Origin of the sequence: Dactylosporangium sp. NPDC049525 (genome assembly GCF_040676755.1) — a bacterium.
In the GTDB taxonomy this organism is placed as follows: domain Bacteria; phylum Actinomycetota; class Actinomycetes; order Mycobacteriales; family Micromonosporaceae; genus Dactylosporangium.
Window position 1 is genome coordinate 1 of record NZ_JBFAPO010000111.1, and the last position, 21,215, is coordinate 21,215.

Genomic DNA, 21,215 nt, shown 5'->3' on the forward strand with positions numbered 1-21,215 from the left:
AGTTGTCGTACGGCGCGCAGCATGGTGTCCTGCACGACGTCGTCGGTGTCGGGGTGCCCGTCCAGCGCGCGGCGCACGATGGTGTAGGCCAGCGGGAGGCCGCCCGCGACGAGCTCGTCCATGGCCCGCCGGTCCCCGGCCTGGGCCGCGAGCACAAGGTCCGTTTCGTTCGTGCCGGTAGTTCGCATCGTCACTTCGCAGTCACAGAACCAACATCCAGCCGCCGGTGACGGCCGGCTGCCTTCCCAGCACCATCCGGCCCCGCAGGGCCCTGGCATGGTCGTTGACTGTCACCGACAACCGGCCGCCACGTCAAGCAGCGACCCGGTTTGAGACCTCACGACCATTTGACCGTGCCGTGGATAACGGGAATCGCAGAACAATCTCGCCGGTCACCGCAACGTGACGGACCGGTGTTTCCGCCAAGCTACAAACATATGACGTATGTCGTCAATCCTGTACCGTGCTTCGATGTATCGATGGAGCCGGGACTCCGGCACCCATCGGTGCACTGCAACCGGCGCGGCGGCGCGCGCCCAACTGACCCGCACTGTCAGGAGGGTTCTCCATGCACCGAAAACGACCCGCGTATCGACGAGTCTCAGCGGCGGTGATGCTCGCGCTGGCCGGTGGAAGTTTCACGGCCGTCGCCATCCCGCCGGCAACACCGGCCGCGGCGGCCATCAACGCGGCCGACTTCCAGCAGGTCACCCTCGCGAAGGGGCTTGCCGAGGTCGGTGAGCCGCTGACCATCTCCGTGCTGCCCGACCGCTCGGTGCTGCACACCGCCCGCAACGGCACGCTGCGGCGCACCGACGCCAGCGGCACCACCACCGTGATCGGCAACATCCCCGTCTACACCCATGACGAGGAGGGTCTGCAGGGCGTCGCGGCCGACCCGAACTTCGCCACCAACCGGTACATCTACCTGTATCACGCGCCGCCGCTGAGCACCCCCAGCGGTGACGCGCCGGCCACCGGGACGGACTGGACGACCTGGACCGGGGTCAACCGGCTGTCCCGGTTCACGCTCAACGCGAACTTCACCGTCGACATGAGCAGCCAGGTCAACATCCTGGAGGTGCCCACCAGCCGGGGCATCTGCTGCCACGTCGGTGGTGACATCGACTTCGACGCGGCCGGCAACCTGTACCTGTCGACCGGTGACGACTCCAACCCGTTCGACTCCGCGGGTTACTCGCCGCTGGACGAGCGGACGAACCGGAACCCGGCGTATGACGCGCAGCGGTCCGCGGGCAACACCAACGACCTGCGGGGCAAGATCCTGCGGATCAAGGTCAACGCCAATGGCACCTACTCGATCCCGTCGGGGAACCTGTTCGCGCCGGGCACGGCGAACACGCGGGCCGAGATCTACGCCATGGGCTTCCGCAACCCCTTCCGGATGAGCGTCGACAAGGCCACCGGGGTGGTCTACGTCGGCGACTACGGTCCCGATGCGGGCAGCACCAGTGCCACCCGGGGCCCGTCCGGGCAGGTCGAGTTCAACCGGATCACGTCGCCCGGCAACTACGGCTGGCCGTACTGCACCGGCACCAACACCAGCACCGAGACCTACAACGAGTGGAACTTCTCCACGAACAGCACCGGCGCCAAGTACAACTGCGCCGGCGGGCCGACGAACAACTCGTTCCGCAACACCGGCCAGCAGACGCTGCCGCCGGCGCGGGCGTCGTGGATCCGCTACGCCGGCGACGCGGGCAGCCCGTCCGAGTTCGGCAGCGGCTCCGAGTCGCCGATGGCCGGTCCGGTGTACCGCTACGACGCGGCGAACCCGTCGCCGACGAAGTTCCCGCAGACCCTGGACGGGATGTTCTTCGCCGGCGAGTTCGGCCGCGGCTGGATCAAACCGATCACCGTCAACAGCGACGGGTCCCGGGGCGCGATCGACAACTTCCCGTGGGTCGGCAAGCAGGTCATGGACATGCAGTTCGGCCCGGACGGCGCGCTGTACGTCCTGGACTACGGCGCCGGCTTCGGCAACGGCGACGCGAACTCCGCGTTGTACCGCTTCGACTACGTCGGCAGCGGCAACAACCGGGCCCCGACCGCCGTCGCCGCCGCCGGCGTGACATCGGGTGCGGCACCGCTGACGGTGAACTTCTCCTCCGCCGGCAGCAGCGACCCGGAGGGTGGCGCGCTGTCCTACTCGTGGGCGTTCGGTGACGGCACCACCTCGACCGCGGCGAACCCCACGAAGACCTACACCGTCAACGGCAGCTACACCGCCACGCTGACGGTGCGGGACCCGCAGGGTGCCACCGGTTCGGCCGGCGTCCAGATCAGCGTCGGCAACACCGCGCCGACGGTCACCATCAACACGCCGTCGTCCGGGCAGCTGGTGGCCTTCGGCGACAGCGTGCCGTGGTCCGTGACGGTCAGCGACCCCGAGGACGGGGCGGTCGACTGCTCCAGGGTCACCATGACCTACGTGCTCGGCCACGACCAGCACGCGCACCAGATCACGTCGCAGACCGGGTGCTCCGGCACGATCACCGTTCCGGTCGACGGTGAGCACGACGACGCGGCGAACATCTTCCCGGTGTTCGACGCGCAGTACACCGACAACGGCGGGCTGACGGTCCACGCGCAGAACATCCTGCAACCCCGGCACCGGCAGGCCGAGCACTTCAAGACCAGCTCGGGCATCAACACGTTCACCAAGACGACCGCCGAGGGTGGCAAGACCGTCGGCGACATCAACAACGGTGACTGGATCGAGTTCGATCCGTACAAGGTGAACAACGCGACCTCGGTCCTCGTCCGGGCGTCGTCCGGGGGCACCGGCGGCACCGTGCAGTTCCGCACCGGCTCGCCGACCGGCACGGTCATCGGCTCCGCGACGATCCCGGTGACGGGCTCGTGGGAGACGTTCACGACGGTGACCGCGGCGATCACCAGCCCGCCCGCCGGCACCACGTCGCTGTACGTGACGTTCGCCGGCACCGGCACGGGTGTGCTGTTCGACGTGGACAGCTTCACCTTCTCCACCGGCACCCAGCCGTCCGGTGTCGGGCCGGTCAAGGGCCTGGCGGGGAAGTGTCTGGACGTGCGGGGCGGGAGCTCGGCCGACGGCACGCAGATCCAGTTGCTGTCGTGCTCCGGGAGTGCCGCGCAGACGTGGACGCGCTCCGGCCAGGCGTTGCAGGCGTTCGGCAAGTGCCTGGACGTCAACGGCGGCGGCACCGCGAACGGCACGAAGGTGCAGTTGTGGACGTGCAACGGGGGCGCGAACCAGAGCTGGTCGGCGCAGTCGGACGGCACGCTGCGCAACCCGCAGTCCGGCAAGTGCCTGGACGTGTCCGGCAACAACTCGGCCGACGGCACGGTCGTGCACCTGTGGACGTGCATCTCGGGCGCGGCCAACCAGAAGTGGACCCTGCCCTGACCTGACGAGTCCGGCGCCCGCGCACCCGCGCGGGCGCCCTTCCCACCTTCCGTAACCGGAGGAACCATGCGCAGACTTCTCGCCGGTGCGAGCGCTGTTCTCGCCCTCGCCGCCGGCACCCTCGCCGCATCGCTGCCGGCCGCGGCCGCCGACGCGCCGTACGACGTCCTCGTGTTCTCCAAGACCGCCGGCTTCCGGCACGACTCGATCGGCACCGGCATCCAGGCGATCCGGGACCTGGGTGCGGCGAACGCCTTCACGGTGACCGCCACCGAGGACGCCGGCGCGTTCACCGGCGCGAACCTCGCCCAGTACGAGGCCGTGGTGTTCCTGAGCACCACGGGCGACGTGCTCAACGACACGCAGCAGACCGCGTTCGAGTCCTACATCCGCGGGGGCGGCGGCTACGTCGGCATCCACTCGGCGGCCGACACCGAGTACGGCTGGTCCTTCTACGGGACCCTCGTCGGGGCGTACTTCGCGTCCCACCCGGCGATCCAGCAGGCGAACGTGAAGGTCGAGAACCGGGCCCACCCGGCGACGGCGCACCTGCCGCAGACCTGGACCCGCACGGATGAGCTGTACAACTACCAGAGCAACCCGCGCACCAGCGCCCGGGTCCTGGCCACCCTGGACGAGTCGTCGTACTCCGGCGGCACGATGGGCGCCGACCACCCGATCACCTGGTGCAAGACCGTCGACAGTGGACGGTCGTTCTACACGGGTCTCGGGCACAGCCAGGCGTCCTACTCGGAGACGGCGTTGCGCGCCGAGCTGCTCGGTGGCATCCGGTACGCCGCCAAGCGGGCCAACGCCGACTGCCGGCCCGAGACCGGCTACACCGCGCTCTACAACGGCTCGACCACCGGCTGGTCCCAGGCTGGGCCCGGCAGCTTCACCAACTCCGACGCCACCCTCACCTCGACGGGCGGACTGGGTCTGCTCTGGTACAACGCCAGGCAGTACACGTCCTACTCGCTGAAGGCGGACTGGAGGATGACCGGGGACAGCAACTCCGGCGTCCAGGTCGGGTTCCCCAACCCCGGCAACGACCCGAACGTCGCGATGAACCAGGGATACGAGGTCCAGATCGACGCCACCGACAGCTCGGACCGCACCACCGGCTCGATCTACGCGGTCAAGTCCGCCGACATCGCCGCCCGGGACGCGGCGCTGAACCCGCCGGGGGAGTGGAACACCTTCGAGGTGCTGGTCGAGGGCCAGCGGATCCGCGTCTATCTCAACGGCGTGCTGATCAACGACTTCACCAACACCGATCCTAACCGCAACCTCGACGGGTACATCGGCATCCAGAACCACGGCAGCGGGGACACGGTCGCGTTCCGCAACATCCGGATCAAGGACTCGGGCACTCAGCCCTCCGGTGTCGGCCCGGTCAAGGGGCTGGCGGGGAAGTGCCTGGACGTGCGCGGTGCGAGCTCCGCCAACGGCACCCAGATCCAGCTGTACTCGTGTCTGGGCAACGCGGCGCAGACCTGGACGCGCTCCGGTCAGACGCTGCAGGCGTTCGGCAAGTGCCTCGACGTCAACGGCGGCGGCACCGCGAACGGCACGAAGGTGCAGTTGTGGACGTGCAACGGGGGCGGCAACCAGAGCTGGTCGGCGCAGTCGGACGGCACGCTGCGCAACCCGCAGTCCGGCAAGTGCCTGGACGTGTCCGGCAACAACTCCGCCGACGGCACGGCCGTGCACCTGTGGACCTGCATCTCGGGTGCGGCCAACCAGAAATGGACGCTGCCGTAACGGATCGCCTTATTGATAAGACGTCATACCTATGATGAGCTGACGGTGTCAGGGTGCGGCGCCCTGACACCCACATCGCACGATCACACCCCACCGAAGGAGCACCTCGTGCCCTCGAGATCCGCCAACCCCGCACCGCGGCCACCGGGCAGGTTCCGCTCGGTCACCAGGGCCGCTGCCGCGGTCCTCATCGCCGGTGGCGTCGCGGTCCTGCCGCCGCCGGCGACGGCCGCCGTCATGCAGACGCTCTACGCCGCGCCGACCGGCTCCGGCACCGCCTGCACCTCCGCCCAGCCGTGCTCGCTGTCCCAGGCACAGGCGAGCGTCCGGACGATCGCGCCGAGCATGACCGGCGACGTCGTCGTGCAGCTCGCCGGCGGCACGTACCAACTCAGCGCGCCGCTGACGTTCACCGCCGCCGACTCCGGCGCCAACGGCTACACCGTGCTGTGGCAGGCGGCGGCCGGCACCCGCCCGATCATCTCCGGAGCGCAGAAGGTCACCGGATGGACCCTCGCGGACTCCGCGCAGAACGTCTGGCGGGCCAACGTCGGCACCGGCTTCGACACCCGCCAGCTCTACGTCGACGGCCGCATCGCCACCAGGGCCCGCACCCAGGTCAACCGCGCGGACTTCACCGCGTCGACGACCGGGCTCAGCTTCACCAACGGGGCGCTGTCCTACCTGAACAACCTGGCCAACAAGAGCCGCGTCGAGGTCGAGTCGATCAACTCGTTCACCGACCGCTACGTGCCGGTGCAGACGATCGGCAACAACACGCTCACGATGCAGCAGCCCGCGTGGAACAACAACACCTGGGGCTACGACACGCTCACCAGGCCGTTCCGCGGCGGGCCGATGTATCTGGTGAACGCCCGTGAGTTCCTGGACGCCGCCGGGGAGTGGTACCTCGACACGGCCGCCGGTGCGCTGTACTACAAGCCGCTCTCCGGGCAGAACATGGCCACCGCCGACGTGCAATTGCCGCGACTCGAGTCGCTGCTGCGCATCGGCGGCACCTACGCGACGCCGGCCCACCACCTGTCCTTCGCGGGCCTGCAGTTCTCCAACACCAGCTGGCTGCAGCCCAGCAGCAACCAGGGCTACGCCGACCAGCAGACCGGCGCGTACATGTACGGCAGCTGGAACCGGCCCTCCGACGCGCTCTCCTCGTGCCAGTCCGGCTGCCAGCTCTTCGAGGCGACCCGTCCCGGCTGGCGGCAGATGCCGGCCGCGGTGCAGGTGTCGGCGGCCAACACCATCTCCTTCACCAACAACCGGTACACCAACCTCGGCCAGGTCGGCCTCGGCATCGGTAACGACGCCAACGCGAACGGCACCGGCGTCGGTCTCGGCGCCCGCGACGTCACGGTGACCGGCAACACGTTCGAGTACATGTCCGCCGGGGCGGTCATCGTCGGCGGCGTCCAGGCCGACGCGCACCACCCCAGCGACAGCCGGATGACGAACAGCAACATCAACGTCAGCAACAACGTCATCCACGACGTGGCGACCGAGTACCGCAGCCACGTCGGACTGCTCATGACCTACACGGCCAGCTCGACGATGGCGCACAACGAGCTGTACAACCTGCCGTACTCCGGGATCGCCCTGGGCTACGGCTGGGGCGCCAACGACGCGGGTGGCAGCCAGGACTACATCGACCGTGGCCTCTACAACTACCAGCCGCGGTACACCACCGCCACCGTCGCGGCGAACAACCGCGTCACGGCCAACTACGTCCACGACGTGGTGCAGCAGATGACCGACGCGGGTGCGTTCTACCACCTCTCGGCGAGTCCCGGCACGACTGTCAACGAGAACTACTTCCGCAACAGCAACGGCTGGCTCGGCCTGTACTTCGACGAGGGCTCGCGGTACGTGTCCGCCGCGAACAATGTCTTCGACAACACCGGCACCTGGGCCTACACGCAGGAGTGGGCAAACAACAACACCGGCAACCTGACCCTGACCAACAACTGGACCACCAACAACGGCAGCAACGTGACCAACGGCACCAGGGGCAACGTCAACACGGGAACGGTCGTCGTGACCGGCGGCAACTGGCCGAGCGGGGCCCGGGCGGTCATGGCCGCGGCCGGCGTGCAGTCCACACAGCAACCGACGGGCACGTTCGCGCTGCGCGGCCAGGCGTCGAACCGGTGCCTCGACATCGCCGGTGCCTCCCAGGTGAACGGGGCGCTGGCGACCATCTGGGACTGCCACGGCGGCGCGAACCAGCAGTTCACCCTGACCGCGGCCGGGGAGCTGCGTCTGTACAACGGCAGCAAGTGTCTCGACGTGCTCGGCCGTGGCACCGCCAACGGCACCGCGGTGGACATCTGGGACTGCAACGGGCAGACCAACCAGCAGTTCCGGCTGAACAGCAACGGCAGCGTCACCGCTGTCGGGGCGAACAAGTGCCTGGACGTCAGCGCCTTCGGCACCGCCAACGGCACGAAGGTCCAGATCTGGGACTGTCTCGGCGCCACCAACCAGCAGTGGACGAGGGTCGGGTCCTGAGCGTTGACCTCCGGTGACGCGGGAGCTGCGGTGGTCGGCCGTCGAAACGACGGCCGGCCACCGGCACGTCCGGTCGCGGGGGCTAGCGTTGCAGCCGCAGTGCGTCGCCCGGCCCGCCGCGGCGCACCAGCCAGGCGTCGGTGATGTGCGCGAACATCGCCTCGGCGGCGCCGTCCGGGTCGTGCGCGGCGATGCGTTCGTAGACGCGCCGATGACCCAGATTGGACGCCACGCAGAGCGCCCGTTCGGTGCGGCCCACGTACCGCGCGGTGTGGATCACCTGGCTCTCCAGCGACTTGACCACGCCGCGGGCGATGCGATTGCCGGATGCGCGCATGACGGTGTCGTGGAAGGCGCGGTCGTGCTCCTCATACGTGACGTGGTCATGGACGAGCTCATCCATGCGGTCCACGAGCGCACCGAGCCGCTCGACCGTGTCCGCGTCGGCCATGCGGGCGGCGACGTTGGCCATGTCGGACTCCAACAGGCGCCGGGTGACGACGAGGTCGTCGAGGAAGGCGAGGGTGTCGTCTTCGGCGATGGTCGCGGCGAGCACGAGCTCGTCGAGCATGTTCCAGGTGGTCGGCGGGGTGACGATGGTGCCGCTGCCCTGACGGACCTGCACCAGCCCCTTCTCCTGCAACAGCTTCACCGCCTCGCGGACCACGGTCCGGCTCACCGAGAACGTCTCGCACAGCGCGGGCTCCGGCGGCAGGGGCGTCCCCGGCCGGTGCAGTCCGCGGACGATACGGCTGACCAGTTCGGCGGTGATGGCCCTGGCGAGGTTCGTGGGTCGCCGTGCCCATGGCGGTGGCACCACGGCGCCTGCCGCGGCCACCTGCGGTCCCGTCATGACGCCTCCCGGATCCCACGCCCTGAGCTGGCGTCGCGACGTGACCAAGCATACGGGACTAATTACGTCAGACGTAATACGAATGTTGCCTAGGTCTTGCAGACGTCATACGTATGCCCTTATATTTCGTGCCGATGAACCGGCGATCGTCACACTCTTCGACACAAGGGACACGAATATGGTCGGAAAGCCACGGCACGGACACCTGCGGCGATGGGCCGGTGTTGCGGCGGTAGCCGTCACCCTCACCGTCTCCGCTTGCGGCAACAACGGCAGTTCATCCTCCGGTTCCTACGGTTTCCCACAGGTCGCCCAGGACGACAAGGCGAAGATCACGGTCTGGGTCGACGCCGACCGGTCGGGCGCGGTCGACGCGTTCAAGAAGGCGAACCCCGACGTGCAGCTGGAGGCCGTCACCTACGACGGATCGGCGAACGGCTCCAACTCGTTCCGCACGAAGATGCAGTTGTTCGACCGGGCCGGCAGCGGGTGGCCGGACGTGGTCTTCTCGACCCAGAACAACGACGCGGCCTGGGCGAGCCAGCAGAGCAACGGCAAGCAGGCCTTCGCCGCCGTGCTCAACCAGAGCCTGGTGGCCAAGGAGTCGCTGGACAAGTACACCGCCGGCGCCCTGAACCCGTGCACCGTCGAGGGCAAGGTGTACTGCCTGCGCAACGACCTCGCCCAGGTGGTGCTCTGGCACAACAAGGCCCTGCTGGACCAGTTCGGCTACACCGTGCCGACCACCTGGGAGGACTACCAGGCGCTCGGCGAGAAGGTGGGCCGCGAGCACCCCGGCTACATCGTGGGCGCCGCGGGCGACGCGTTCACGCCGGAGATCTACTTCTGGAGCAGCAAGTGCCAGGCGAACGGCATCACTGGCCCCAAGTCGGTGACGGTCAACACCGGCACCACGGAGTGCAAGCGCGTCGCGTCCATGCTCGACACCCTGATCAAGAACGGCACGGTGCCGACCGTGAGCGTCTTCTCGCCCGAGTTCGTCAAGAACTACGCGAACAAGGTGCTGCTGATGCCGGGCCCGGCGTGGTACGCGGGCGCCATCTTCAACAACCCGCAATCGCTCAACGTCCCGAAGGGCCAGCTCGGCGTCGCCGCACCGCTGGCGTGGAAGGGTGAGGAGCCGGCGACCGGCAACGTCGGCGGCGGCACCTGGTTCATCAGCAGCCATTCGAAGAACCTCAAGGCGGCCCAGAAGTTCGCCGAGTTCGTCACCCAGGCCGACGACTACCAGGTGAACCTCGCCCCGGGGTACCCCGCGTACGCGCCCGCCGCCGAGAAGTGGATCAAGAAGCAGGAGTCGAGCGGCTACTACGCCACCGACCTCCAGCCGATGATCAAGGCCGGAACGCAGATCTGGAGCGGCTGGGGCTCGGGGATCTTCAGCCAGGAGGCGATCTGGGCGAAGACCGTCACCCCCGGGATCGTCGCCGGCAAGAGCCTGGTCGGTCTGCTGCCCGAATGGCAGACCGCGATCAAGAACCAGGCCCAGGTCGACGGCTACACGGTCACATGACCATGGCACGTGAGGCCGCCCGCCAAGCGGGTGGGCGGCCTCGTCCCGCACCGTCGCGCAGCGCGACCAGCTACACCTTCGTCGCGCTCTACGCCGTGCTGGCGATCGCCTTCGGCATCCTGCCGGCCCTCTACGCGGTGTACCTGGCGTTCACCAACGGCGACGGCACGTTCGCCGGGATCGGCAACTTCACCAAGGTCCTCGGCGACTTCCGCTTCCTGCCCGCTGTCGAGCACGTCGCCTTGTACCTGGTGATCTGGCTGCTGTCCCTGGTGGTGCTGGTGACCTTCCTCGCCATCGTGGTGCACGCGATCGGCGTCCGCTGGCTGAGCCGCACGCTGCGGCTGATCTTCTACCTGCCGGGGGCGATCGCGGGCGCGTCCAGTGTGCTGCTGTGGCTGTTCGTGCTCGATCCGACCGCCAGCCCGATCGCCGGGCTGCTGCGGCTGTTCGGGTTCGCGAGCTTCAACCAGGTCATCGCGCCCGGGCACCTGCCGCCCATCTTCGCCATCATCGCGTTCTGGACCGGCGCGGGCGGCTGGATCGTCATCATGTACGGCGCACTCAACAACATCAGCGCCGACGTGATCGAGGCGGCACGCATCGACGGCGCCGGTCCGGTGCAGATCGCCTGGCGCATCCAACTGCCGCTGCTGCGCAAGTGGATCTCATACATGGGCATCATGTCGCTGGCCGCCGGCACGCAGCTGTTCGTCGAACCGCAGCTGCTCTCGCAGGCCAGCAACGCGATCGTGCCCAACGACTACTCCCTCAACCAGCTCGCGTACCTGTACGCGTTCCAGCAGAACGACTTCAACGCAGCCGCCGCCATCTCGTTGCTGCTGCTGGTCATCGCCCTCGCGCTGTCGGCCGTCTTCGTGACGCGCGGTGGCCTGTTCGAAAGGGACTGAGCCATGGCGACAGCTGACACTCGGCGCCACCACCGGGGGCCGGCCGGACGCCCGGTGGGACGCCCGGCCGGCCAGCCGGCCGGGCGTTCCGGGGCCGACCGGGCCGGTGCCAGCGGCTGGGCCGGCCGCACGCTCGTCACGGTCGTGATCACCGTCTTCGTGCTGTTCTTCGTCATCCCGATCGTCTGGCTGCTGCTGGCCACGACGAAGTCGGCGCACGAACTCATCGTCGGCCATCCGTTCCTGCCCGGCACGCCGGGCGACCTGGCGACCAACTGGCGGCAGCTGTTCAGCTTCCAGGACGGTGCGGTGACCGCCTGGGTGGGCAACTCCGCGCTCTACGCGGTCGGTGCGCTGGTGATCACGCTCATCGCGAGCATCCCGGCGGGCTACGCGATGGCGATGACGGACTTCCGGTTCCGCCGGTCGCTGCTCGTCCTGACGCTGATCGTCATGCTCATCCCGAACACCGCGCTGGTGCTACCGATCTTCCTCGAGCTCAACGTGGTGGGGCTGATCGGCAGCCCGCTGTCGGTGATCCTGCCCATGTCGTTCTTCCCGTTCGGCGTGTACCTCACCTACATCTACTTCTCCACGAGCGTCCCGAGGGACCTGCTCGCCGCGGCCCGCATCGACGGATGTACCGAGCTCGAGGTCTTCACGAAGGTCGCGCTGCCGCTGGCCACGCCGATCGTCGCCCTCGTCGCGTTCTTCAGCTTCGTGCAGAACTGGAACAACTTCTTCCTGCCCTTCGTGATGCTGCCGTCCAGCGACGGCTACCCGGTCCAGGTCGGTCTCACGTCGCTGCTCGCCTCAACCCCGGCGTTCAACCCGAGCTCGGCCGGAACCCAGTCGGTGCAGCTGCCGACGCTCGCCCTGGCGACCGTCGTCTCCGTGCTGCCGGTGCTGATCGTCTTCGTGTTCGCGCAGCGTTTCCTGGTCGCGGGCATGACGGCGGGAGGCACCAAGGAGTGAACCCGAACCACGCCGCAAAGGAGCACCTGTGAAAGTCACCGGATACCGCAGCCTGACGACCAAGCACGACTGGGGGCGGCTGATCGGCGACGCCAACGGGGTGATGGCCGAGCCCCGCACCGACGTCCACGTGCTGATCCTGGAGACCGACGGCGGCCTGGAAGGCGTCGGTGTCGGCCCGCACGGCGACATCGGCCGGGTCTTCGGCGCCGTCGAGGGCGAAGACCCGCGGGCCGTGTCGGCGCTGTACGACCGGATGCTGGACTGGGTGTTCAAGACCGGGCACGCGGGCGCGACGTTCGGCGCCATCGGCGCCATCGACATGGCGCTGTGGGACCTCAAGGCGAAGGCCGCCGGTGAGCCCCTCTGGCGCACGCTCGGCGCGCTGGACCGGTTCGTGCCCGGGTACGCGTCCGGGCTGGACATCGCCCTGGACGACGACGCCCTGGTGCGCCTGTACGAGGGCTTCGCGGACCGGGGCTTCAGCGCCGCCAAACTCAAGGGCGGCCATGACGTCCAGCGTGACCTGCGCCGGCTGGAGGCGCTGCGGGACGTGCTGCGGCGCAACTCGGCGCAGCCGGCCCTGATGTTCGACGCCAACGAGTCGTGGAACCGGACGCAGGCAGTACGGTTCGTGACGGCGCTGGAACGCGGCGTCGACCTCACCTGGGTCGAGGAGCCCGTCCGTCGCTGGGACACCGCCGGGCTCGCCGCGGTCCGTCGCGGCGTCCGGGCCGCGGTCGCCACGGGGGAGAACCTCACCGGCCTGGAGCAGTACCGGCCGCTGCTGGACGCCGACGCCGTCGACATCGTCCAGGTCGGCAACGTCTGGGGCATCACCCACTTCCTGCGGGTGGCCGCCCTGGCGCACGGACACGACCTGCCCGTCAGCGCGGTGGCGTACCACGCCAACCCGTCCGCGCACGCCGCCGCCGCCGTGCCGAACCATCTGGCCTTCGAGGTGCAGGACGTCTCGTCGCCGATCGGCCTCACCGTCGACCAGGAGTACCAGGACGGCGGCATCGTGCTCGGCGACGAGCCGGGCCTCGGCATCCGCGTCGACGAGGCGCAGATCACCGCCCTGCAGGTCGCGAACCCGCTGGTCGCGGTCGCCGGACCGCACGTGCGGCCGTCCCGTGCCGGGCTGCGGCTCATCCCCGACGCCCGCCACGAGGAGCGGCTCGGCGTGGCGGCGGACCGGGTGGGATCATGAGCGTTCCGGAACGCAGCGGAGGTAACGACGTGAGCCAGCATCCACGGGTCGAACGGCACGCCCTGATCGTCGGCGTTCGCCCGGAGCTGCGGGAGGAATACCTGCGCCTGCACCGCGCCGTGTGGCCGCAGGTCGAGCAGACCCTCCGCGACGCGAACATCACCAACTACTCGATCTTCATCGTCGGTGACACGCTGTTCGCCTACTACGAGTACGTCGGCGACGATCACGCGGCTGACCTGGGCCGGATCGCCGAGGATCCGGTGACGCGCGAGTGGTGGACGCACACCGACCCGTGCCAGGTGCGCATCGTGGAGGAACGGGTCCCCGGCGCCCTGTGGCAGCCGCTCGACGAGATCTGGCACCTGTCGTGAGCGGGCGGGCTCCGCGGTCCCGCCCCTGGGGTGAACGGGTCGTCACACCGGCGCGCGTCGCTCGGTAGACTCTCCGCCGACCCGCAGCACCTGGCCGCGGCGGGTCGGCGGAGGGCACATGACGGCATCACAGCATTCGACCGTGGGCGGTTCACCGCCTCCTGGCTGGGTCCGGGGACCTGCCAGCCTCGCGAAGGCGCTCACCGCTGAGCTGGTGGACCGCATCGTCCGCGGGGCCTATGAGCCTGGCAGCGCGTTGCCTCCTGAGCCCGTGTTGTGCGAGACGTATTCCGTCAGCCGGACCGTCGTTCGGGAGAGCGTGAAGATCCTTCAGGAGAAGGGGCTGGTGCAGGTCCGGCAGGGCAGCGGCACGGTCGTGAACCCGCCGGCGATGTGGGACCTGCTGGACGAGCTGGTCCTGGCCGCGGCCATCGCCGTGGACGAGGACCTGGCGGTGCTCGACGACGTGGTCGCGACCCGCAGGGTCCTGGAGTCGGACATGGCGAACGTCGCCGCCCGGCTGGCCGATCCGCCGGCGGTCGAGCGGATGCTCGCGATGGTGGAGCTCATGGACGAGGTCGTCGAGGACCCCGACGCGTTCCACAAGCACGACGCCGCCTTTCATGATGTCATCATGCAGGCGTCCGGAAACCGGATCGCCCGTGCCGTGGTGCGGTCGCTGCAGAACCAGGTCGTCAACATCGACCGGTACATGGGCAGAACCGAACGCGCGCTGCGGGAGGCGTCCAACCGCGGGCACCGGCGCATCGCCGAGCGCATCGCCGCACACGACGCCGAGGGCGCGGCGACGGCGATGTTCGCGCACATCACCGACGCCTGGCTGGTGCGGCGCAGCGGATCCGCGGACCCCGACCGGCTGCGCCGGTAGCGGCACCTCGACGTCGGCGAGGGCCGCGGTGGGCGCACCATGCGGTTCGCTCATACCGCCGCCAGCGTGCGGGGCCGGGGGAGCGGGAACCCGGTCGGATCCTCGATCATGCGATCGACCACGACACCGGCACCGCCGCGCGCCGCGGCGGTGAAACCGAAGTGCGACGCGACGAAGTGGCAGCGGCGTGCGGTCGAGGCCACGGCGAGACCGGCGAGCCCGGCCTGCGCGGCCGGGATGAGATGGTCGGCGAGCTCGGCGAAGTAGCCACCGAGGACGATCACCCGCGGGTTGAACAGGTTGACCAGGACGGCACCGCCGTGTCCGAGCCACCTGCCGATCTCGGCGACGGCGGCGAGCGAGGCCCGGTCACCGGCGGCGATGCGCCGGGCGACCTCGCGGACGCGTTCCTCCGGGTCCGGCACCGGGTCCTGGTCGAGGTCGTAGGCGGCGTCCGGGGTGGCCCGGCGGACCAGCTCGGCGAGGCCGACCTTCGTCTCCCAGCAGCCGACCTGGCCGCAACCGCACCGGGCGCCGCCGGGATCCACGGGCAGGTGGCCGATCTCGCCGGAGAACCCGTCCGCGCCGCGCAGGAGCCGGCCGCCGAGGATGACGCCGCCGCCGACGCCGACCTCGCCGGTGAGGTACACGAGGTCGTCGGTGCCGGCGGCGACGCCCCCGGCGTGTTCGGCGAGGGCGGCCAGGTTGGCGTCGTTGTCCACGCCGATCCAGAGGTCGGGTGCGAGACTGCGGGCAAGCCGCGCGACGACCGGCACGTCGTGCCAGCCAAGGTTCGGTGCCAGCACGACGACCCCGCGCGCGGTGTCCACCAGGCCCGGCACCCCGACGGTGAGGCCGATCGGGGTCACCCCGCGGCGGGCCAGCGCCGTCAGGGACCGCCGGGCCACGGCGGTGAGGTCGTCGAGGCACCGCTCGACGTCGCCGCGCATGGCGTTGAAACCGACCCGCTTCTGAATGACGGTGCGCCCGGTGAGGTCGCTGCCGTGCACCGCCACGTAGTCGACGTTGATCTCGATGCCGACGGCTCCGACGTCCGGGCTCAGCGCCACACCGCGACCGGGGCGTCCGGCGGCGCCGGAGTATTCGAGGCCGGTGTCGCGGACCAGGCGGCGGGCGGACAGCTCGTCGACGAGGCTGGACACCGTGGTCTTGTGCAGGCCGGTCGCGGCGGCGATCGCGGCGCGGGAGCGCGGACCGTTGGCGCGGATGTATCGCAGGGCCCGGGTGAGGTTGGCGCGACGCATGGCGAGCTGGTCGGTCGGCTCCGTGGCGGAGCCCGCGCCGGCTCGGTCCTTGCTCATCATCACCGCACTTTCCAGAAGAAGCGCCGTCAACCGATCGGCATGGTCATTTCGGCGATGCGGCGGCGACGGCCAAATAGTCGGTCGGGATTGGCGTGTCACGGGTCTCCAATGTGCGCGAAACACAGGATCGAGTCAAGGGATCCAACGCCCCGCATGTTGGCGTCCGCACCGTTGCCGAAGCAGCGGTGGTGACGACTCCGGCGCCGAGCGGCGAATAACGAAAATGTGTTCGGTGACCCGTATCGTCGTCGGCATGACGGCCGCGGCGCTGGTCATGAGCAGCGGCGATGCGCCCGGTGAGCCCGTGATCGGTGCGTCGTCAGGCAAGTTCGATCCGGCCCGAAGAAACTGTTATCGGCGGGCCTCTGGAAAAGTCGCAGTCAATCATCTGTGAAAATTTCGTACGGATAGGAGCGGCAGGCCGCGGCCGCTCGGCCGCCGGATGAATACGCGATGAGGTGCGCAAATTCGTGTGATGGGCCCGGGAAAGCGGCGCATCCGGTGCTGCGGGTCAAATCGGGTATCACGTTCCACTTGAATGTTTGCCGTGGTTCTGGCAATCTCGCGGCCTAGATGTGAGCGCTCCCGCCCCCGCTTGCAAGCTGTCCACCCGCCATCGGAGACCTGCACGGCGCCTCGTCAGATGCCTGATGTGAGCGTTAACAAGAATATTTCACGGTCCAACCCGCCAGAAGGACTGAGCCGGGCCGTCGCCACCCGCACACGCCGTCCCCGCGTGGGCCGGATCGGCGCGTCCGCCTCGCCCCGGCCGCCGGCAGTGCGGCTCTCGACTGAAGGAGAACCCATGGAGGCCCCCACTCAGGCCCGGCCGGCCCGGAAGCGGCGGCACGGTTGGCGATCGGGCATCATCGCGGCGGTCGTGACCGCGCTGGTCGGCGGTGCGGTCGTCGCGGTGAACATGACCACCGCGTCGGCGGCGACGGTCGACACCAGCGCCTGGTACGTCCTGGTCAACCGCAACAGCGGCAAGGCCGTCGACGTGTACAACTTCGCCACGAACGACGGTGGACGGATCACCCAGTGGACGCGTGGCGACGGCGCGAACCAGCAGTGGCAGTTCGTGGACTCCGGCGGCGGCTACTACCGGCTGAAGTCGAAGCACTCCGGGAAGGTCCTGGACGTCTCCGGCTTCTCCACCGCCGACGGCGGCACCGTCGTGCAATGGGCCGACCTCAACGGCACCAACCAGCAGTGGCGGCTCGCCGACTCCGCCGACGGCTACGTGCGCCTGCTCAACCGCAACAGTGGCAAGGCCCTGGAGGTACAGGGCGCTTCCACGGCCGACGGCGGCAACATCGTGCAGTACGCCGACTGGGGCGGCACCAACCAGCAGTGGCAGCTCGTCCGGGTCGGTACGACCACCCCGACGTCGAACCCGCCGACCGGGTCCGGGTCGTACAACAACCCGGTGGTGTGGCAGGACTTCGCCGACGGCGACATCATCCGGGTCGGCGACGCCTACTACTACTCGGCGTCCACCATGCACTACTCGCCGGGCGCGCCGATCCTGCGCTCCTACGACCTGGTGCACTGGGAGTACGCCGGGCACTCGGTGCCGAGACTGGACTTCGGCTCGAGCAACTATGACCTCAGTGGCGGGCGGGCATACGTCAAGGGCATCTGGGCGTCGACGCTGAACTACCGCAAGAGCAACAGCACGTACTACTGGCTCGGCTGCGTCGAGTTCAACCGCACCTACGTGTACACGTCGTCCACAGTGGACGGCACCTGGCAGAAGCGGTCGCAGATCGGCAACTGCTACTACGACGCCGGGCTGCTCATCGACGACGACGACACGATGTACGTGGCCTACGGCAACAGCACCCTGAGCGTCGCCCAGCTGTCCGCCGACGGGCTCAGCCAGGTCCGCGCCCAGCAGGTGTTCACCACACCGTCGAGCGTCGGCACCCTCGAAGGGTCGCGGTTCTACAAGCGCAACGGCAGCTACTACATCTTCGTGACCCGGCCGGCCAACGGCCAGTACATCCTCAAGTCCAGCAGCCCTTGGGGCCCGTACGAGATGCGCCAGGTCCTGCTCAACATGCCCAGCCCGATCTCCGGCGGCGGCACCCCGCACCAGGGTGGTCTCGTCCAGACGCAGAACGGCGACTGGTACTACATGTCCTTCGTCGACGCGTACCCGGGCGGCCGCGTCCCCGCGCTGGCCCCGATCAGCTGGAGCGCGGACGGCTGGCCGAGCGTGCAGACCGTCAACGGCGGCTGGGGCGCCACGTATCCCAACCCGAACATCACCACGTCGAAGACGGTCAAGCCGATGATCGGCGCCGACACGTTCACCGGCACGGCCCTCGGGCCGCAGTGGGAGTGGAACCACAACCCCGACACATCGAAGTTCTCCACCGGCAGCGGGCTGCGGCTGCAGACCGCGACCGTGACCAGCGACCTGTACTCGGCGCGCAACACGCTCACCCACCGCATCCAGGGCCCGACGTCCACCGCGACGATCGAACTGGACTACTCCACGATGGCCGACGGCGACCGGGCCGGCCTCGCCATGCTCCGCGACTCGTCCGCCTGGATCGGCGTCAGGCGCGACGGCAGCACGACCAGAGTCGTCATGACCAACGGGCTGACCATGAACAGCAGCTGGGGCACCACGAGCACCGGCACCGAGATCGCCGGCGCGAATGTCTCCGGCGGCCGGATCTGGCTGCGGGCGACCGCCGACATCAGACCGGGCTCAGGCCGGCAGGCGCGCTTCTCCTACAGCACCGACGGCACGAACTTCACGGCCCTCGGCAACGCGCTGACGCTCAACAACGCCTGGCAGTTCTTCATGGGCTACCGCTACGGCGTCTTCAACTACGCCACCAAGGCGCTCGGCGGCACCGTCACCGTCCGGCGCTTCGACCAGACCACGCCCTGACCCTCACCCGAAAGGCACCGTCATCGTGAACGATCCGAAACGCCGGCGCAGACTGCGAGTGTTCCTGCCGCTGCTGACCGCCGGGCTGATCGCCGCCGGCGCGGCCCTGTTCTTCACCGGCTCCGCCAGCGCCGGTACCACCCTCGGCGCCTCCGCCGCTGAGAAGGGCCGCTACTTCGGTGCGGCCGTTTCCGCCGGCAAGCTCGGCGACGGCACGTACACCAGCATCCTCAACCGTGAGTTCAACGCGATCACCCCCGAGAACGAGATGAAGTGGGACGCCACCGAGCCGTCCCAGGGCCGGTTCTCCTACACCGGAGCGGACCGGATCGTCGCCCACGCGCAGGCGAACGGGCACAAGCTCCGCGGCCACACCCTCGCCTGGCACTCGCAGCAGCCGGGCTGGGCGCAGGGAATGTCCGGCAGCGCCTTGCGCAGCGCGATGGTCAACCACATCACCCAGGTCGCGACGCACTTCAAGGGCAAGATCTACGCCTGGGACGTGGTGAACGAGGCGTTCGCCGACGGTGGCAGCGGCGGGCGTCGTGACTCGAACCTGCAGCGCACCGGCAACGACTGGATCGAGGTCGCGTTCCGCACCGCGCGGGCCGCGGACCCGGGCGCGAAGCTCTGCTACAACGACTACAACACCGACGGGATCAACGCCAAGAGCACCGGCATCTACAACATGGTGCGGGACTTCAAGTCCCGTGGCGTGCCGATCGACTGCGTCGGCTTCCAGTCGCACCTGGGTGGTCTGCCGTCCGGGGACTACCAGGCCAACCTGCAGCGCTTCGCCGACCTCGGCGTGGACGTGCAGATCACCGAGCTCGACATCTCCGGCAGCAACCAGGCGCAGGCGTACGCCAACGTGGTGAACGCCTGCCTGGCCGTGTCCCGCTGCACCGGCATCACGGTGTGGGGCATCCGCGACAGCGACTCGTGGCGTACCGGCGAGAACCCGTTGCTGTTCAACGCCTCCGGCGCGAAGAAGGCCGCCTACACCTCGACCCTCAACGCCCTCAACGCCGGCTCCAACCCCGGCCCGACCGGCTCCTCGGGCGGCGTCGACACCAGCGCCTGGTACGTCCTGGTGAACCGCAACAGCGGCAAGGCCGTCGACGTGTACAACTTCGCCACCAACGACGGCGGGCGCATCACGCAGTGGACGCGGACCAGCGCGAACAACCAGCAGTGGCAGTTCGTGGACTCCGGCGGCGGCTACTACCGGCTCAGGTCGCGGCATTCCGGGAAGGTCCTGGACGTCTCCGGCTTCTCCACCGCCGACGGCGGCACCGTCGTGCAGTGGACCGACCTCAACGGCACCAACCAGCAGTGGCGGCTCGCGGACTCCGGCGGCTACGTGCGGCTGATCAACCGCAACAGCGGCAAGGCCCTGGAGGTCCAGGGCGCTTCCACGGCCGACGGCGGAAACATCGTGCAGTACGCCGACTGGGGCGGCAACAACCAGCAGTGGCAGCTCGTCCGCATCTGATAGACACCCCTCGAAGGAGCACACCCCGAATGAACACGCAACGAACACGTCGGCGGCTCGGCATCGCCGTTGCCGCGGTGGCGACCGTATTGGCCGGCGCGGGCGTGACCGTCCTCAACATGTCGACCGCCTCGGCGGCCACGGTGGACACCAGCGCGACCTATGTCCTCGTCAACCGCAACAGCGGCAAGGCCCTGGACGTGTACAACTTCGCCACCAACGACGGCGCGCGCATCACCCAGTGGGCCCGCAGTGACGCCAACAACCAGCAGTGGCAGTTCGTGGACTCCGGCGGCGGCTACTACCGGCTCAAGTCGAAGCTGTCCTCGAAGGTCCTGGACGTGTACAACTTCTCCACCGCCGACAGCGCGTCCGTCGTGCAGTGGGCCGACCTCAACGGCACCAACCAGCAGTGGCGCCTGGCGGACTCGTCCGGCGGCTACGTGCGGCTGATCAACCGCAACAGCGGCAAGGCCCTCGAAGTCCAGGGCGCTTCCACGGCCGACGGCGGCAACATCGTGCAGTACGCCGACTGGGGCGGCAACAACCAGCAGTGGCAGCTCGTCCGCCTCGGTGGCACCACCCCGACCACGCCGGGCACCACCACCGGTTCCGGCTGCACGCTGCCGTCGTCCTACCGGTGGTCGTCGACCGGTTCCCTGGCCAACCCGAAGTCCGGGTGGGTCTCGCTGAAGGACTTCACCAACGTCGTCTACAACGGCCGGCACCTCGTCTACGCCACGACGCACGACACCGGCTCGACGTGGGGGTCGATGAACTTCGGCCTGTTCACCAACTGGTCCGACATGGGCTCGGCCAGCCAGAACGGCATGAACTTCGGTGCCGTCGCACCCACCCTGTTCTACTTCGCCCCGAAGAACATCTGGGTGCTGACCTACCAGTGGGGCGGCTCGGCGTTCAACTACCGCACCTCCAGCGACCCCACCAACGCCAACGGCTGGTCCTCGGCGCAGACGCTGTTCTCCGGCAGCATCTCCGGGTCCGGCACCGGACCGATCGACCAGACGATCATCGGTGACGG

General features: G+C 68.9%; 15 protein-coding genes and 1 pseudogene. 13 read left to right on the forward strand and 3 right to left on the reverse strand.

The window, feature by feature from the left end; all coding sequences use genetic code 11:
- Positions 1-188 (reverse strand): annotated as a pseudogene (locus tag AB0K00_RS56460) (alpha-L-arabinofuranosidase); the annotation flags it as partial.
- A gap of 425 nt (positions 189-613) precedes the next feature.
- Here AB0K00_RS56460 and AB0K00_RS56465 point away from each other — a divergent pair.
- The 3 genes from AB0K00_RS56465 (at position 614) to AB0K00_RS56475 (ending at position 7,696) form a co-directional block, all read left to right on the forward strand.
- A complete protein-coding gene (locus AB0K00_RS56465) occupies positions 614-3,409 on the forward strand; it encodes a PQQ-dependent sugar dehydrogenase (RefSeq protein ID WP_363539778.1) in 2,796 nt (931 codons plus the stop codon).
- Between the two features lie 66 nt (positions 3,410-3,475).
- Positions 3,476-5,173: a ThuA domain-containing protein gene (locus AB0K00_RS56470; protein WP_363539756.1), complete on the forward strand. Its 1,698-nt coding sequence runs from the start codon at positions 3,476-3,478 to the stop codon at positions 5,171-5,173.
- A 108-nt stretch (positions 5,174-5,281) separates the two neighbouring features.
- On the forward strand, positions 5,282-7,696 hold the full coding sequence (locus AB0K00_RS56475; RefSeq protein WP_363539758.1) for an RICIN domain-containing protein: 2,415 nt from the start codon (positions 5,282-5,284) through the stop codon (positions 7,694-7,696).
- An 82-nt stretch (positions 7,697-7,778) separates the two neighbouring features.
- Here AB0K00_RS56475 and AB0K00_RS56480 read toward each other — a convergent pair whose 3' ends face one another.
- The gene (locus AB0K00_RS56480) at positions 7,779-8,549 is read right to left on the reverse strand and encodes a FadR/GntR family transcriptional regulator (RefSeq protein ID WP_363539760.1); all 771 of its coding nucleotides are present in this window, start codon (positions 8,547-8,549) and stop codon (positions 7,779-7,781) included.
- Positions 8,550-8,727: 178 nt separating this feature from the next.
- Between AB0K00_RS56480 and AB0K00_RS56485 the strand changes: the two genes are divergently transcribed.
- From AB0K00_RS56485 to AB0K00_RS56510, 6 genes are all read left to right on the forward strand, one after another.
- Positions 8,728-10,083, forward strand: coding sequence for an extracellular solute-binding protein (locus AB0K00_RS56485; RefSeq protein ID WP_363539762.1), 1,356 nt, complete (start codon positions 8,728-8,730; stop codon positions 10,081-10,083).
- A gap of 2 nt (positions 10,084-10,085) precedes the next feature.
- Entirely contained in the window at positions 10,086-10,994 is a 909-nt protein-coding gene (locus tag AB0K00_RS56490; RefSeq protein ID WP_363539764.1) for a sugar ABC transporter permease, read from the forward strand.
- A gap of 54 nt (positions 10,995-11,048) precedes the next feature.
- On the forward strand, positions 11,049-11,969 hold the full coding sequence (locus AB0K00_RS56495; protein ID WP_363539766.1) for a carbohydrate ABC transporter permease: 921 nt from the start codon (positions 11,049-11,051) through the stop codon (positions 11,967-11,969).
- 28 nt (positions 11,970-11,997) lie between these two features.
- Positions 11,998-13,182 (forward strand): mandelate racemase/muconate lactonizing enzyme family protein, encoded by a 1,185-nt coding sequence (locus tag AB0K00_RS56500; protein WP_363539768.1) that lies wholly within the window; start codon positions 11,998-12,000, stop codon positions 13,180-13,182.
- Between the two features lie 29 nt (positions 13,183-13,211).
- Complete coding sequence (locus tag AB0K00_RS56505) at positions 13,212-13,556, forward strand: L-rhamnose mutarotase (protein WP_363539770.1); 345 nt, start codon at positions 13,212-13,214, stop codon at positions 13,554-13,556.
- 118 nt (positions 13,557-13,674) lie between these two features.
- Positions 13,675-14,445 (forward strand): FadR/GntR family transcriptional regulator, encoded by a 771-nt coding sequence (locus AB0K00_RS56510; protein WP_363539772.1) that lies wholly within the window; start codon positions 13,675-13,677, stop codon positions 14,443-14,445.
- Positions 14,446-14,495: 50 nt separating this feature from the next.
- Here AB0K00_RS56510 and AB0K00_RS56515 read toward each other — a convergent pair whose 3' ends face one another.
- On the reverse strand, positions 14,496-15,767 hold the full coding sequence (locus AB0K00_RS56515; protein WP_363539773.1) for an ROK family transcriptional regulator: 1,272 nt from the start codon (positions 15,765-15,767) through the stop codon (positions 14,496-14,498).
- Between the two features lie 235 nt (positions 15,768-16,002).
- Here AB0K00_RS56515 and AB0K00_RS56520 point away from each other — a divergent pair, with 235 nt between their 5' ends.
- The 4 genes from AB0K00_RS56520 to AB0K00_RS56535 form a co-directional block, all read left to right on the forward strand.
- Positions 16,003-16,164, forward strand: coding sequence for a hypothetical protein (locus tag AB0K00_RS56520; protein WP_363539774.1), 162 nt, complete (start codon positions 16,003-16,005; stop codon positions 16,162-16,164).
- A gap of 411 nt (positions 16,165-16,575) precedes the next feature.
- Positions 16,576-18,678, forward strand: a complete 2,103-nt coding sequence (locus tag AB0K00_RS56525) for a family 43 glycosylhydrolase (RefSeq protein ID WP_363539776.1) — start codon at positions 16,576-16,578, stop codon at positions 18,676-18,678.
- Between the two features lie 64 nt (positions 18,679-18,742).
- Positions 18,743-20,173, forward strand: a complete 1,431-nt coding sequence (locus AB0K00_RS56530) for an endo-1,4-beta-xylanase (RefSeq protein WP_363539780.1) — start codon at positions 18,743-18,745, stop codon at positions 20,171-20,173.
- A 119-nt stretch (positions 20,174-20,292) separates the two neighbouring features.
- Positions 20,293-21,215 (forward strand): non-reducing end alpha-L-arabinofuranosidase family hydrolase (locus tag AB0K00_RS56535; protein ID WP_363539782.1); only part of this gene is annotated, 923 nt, incomplete at its 3' end.

Bases quoted from the DNA above. Each gene is read 5' to 3' on its own strand.
- AB0K00_RS56465 (WP_363539778.1), top strand. From the start codon at position 614: ATGCTCGCGCTGGCCGGTGGAAGTTTCACGGCCGTCGCCATCCCGCCG.
- AB0K00_RS56470 (WP_363539756.1), top strand. From the start codon at position 3,476: ATGCGCAGACTTCTCGCCGGTGCGAGCGCTGTTCTCGCCCTCGCCGCC.
- AB0K00_RS56480 (WP_363539760.1), bottom strand. From the start codon at position 8,549: ATGACGGGACCGCAGGTGGCCGCGGCAGGCGCCGTGGTGCCACCGCCA.
- AB0K00_RS56485 (WP_363539762.1), top strand. From the start codon at position 8,728: ATGGTCGGAAAGCCACGGCACGGACACCTGCGGCGATGGGCCGGTGTT.
- AB0K00_RS56490 (WP_363539764.1), top strand. From the start codon at position 10,086: ATGGCACGTGAGGCCGCCCGCCAAGCGGGTGGGCGGCCTCGTCCCGCA.
- AB0K00_RS56510 (WP_363539772.1), top strand. From the start codon at position 13,675: ATGACGGCATCACAGCATTCGACCGTGGGCGGTTCACCGCCTCCTGGC.
- AB0K00_RS56515 (WP_363539773.1), bottom strand. From the start codon at position 15,767: ATGAGCAAGGACCGAGCCGGCGCGGGCTCCGCCACGGAGCCGACCGAC.
- AB0K00_RS56525 (WP_363539776.1), top strand. From the start codon at position 16,576: ATGGAGGCCCCCACTCAGGCCCGGCCGGCCCGGAAGCGGCGGCACGGT.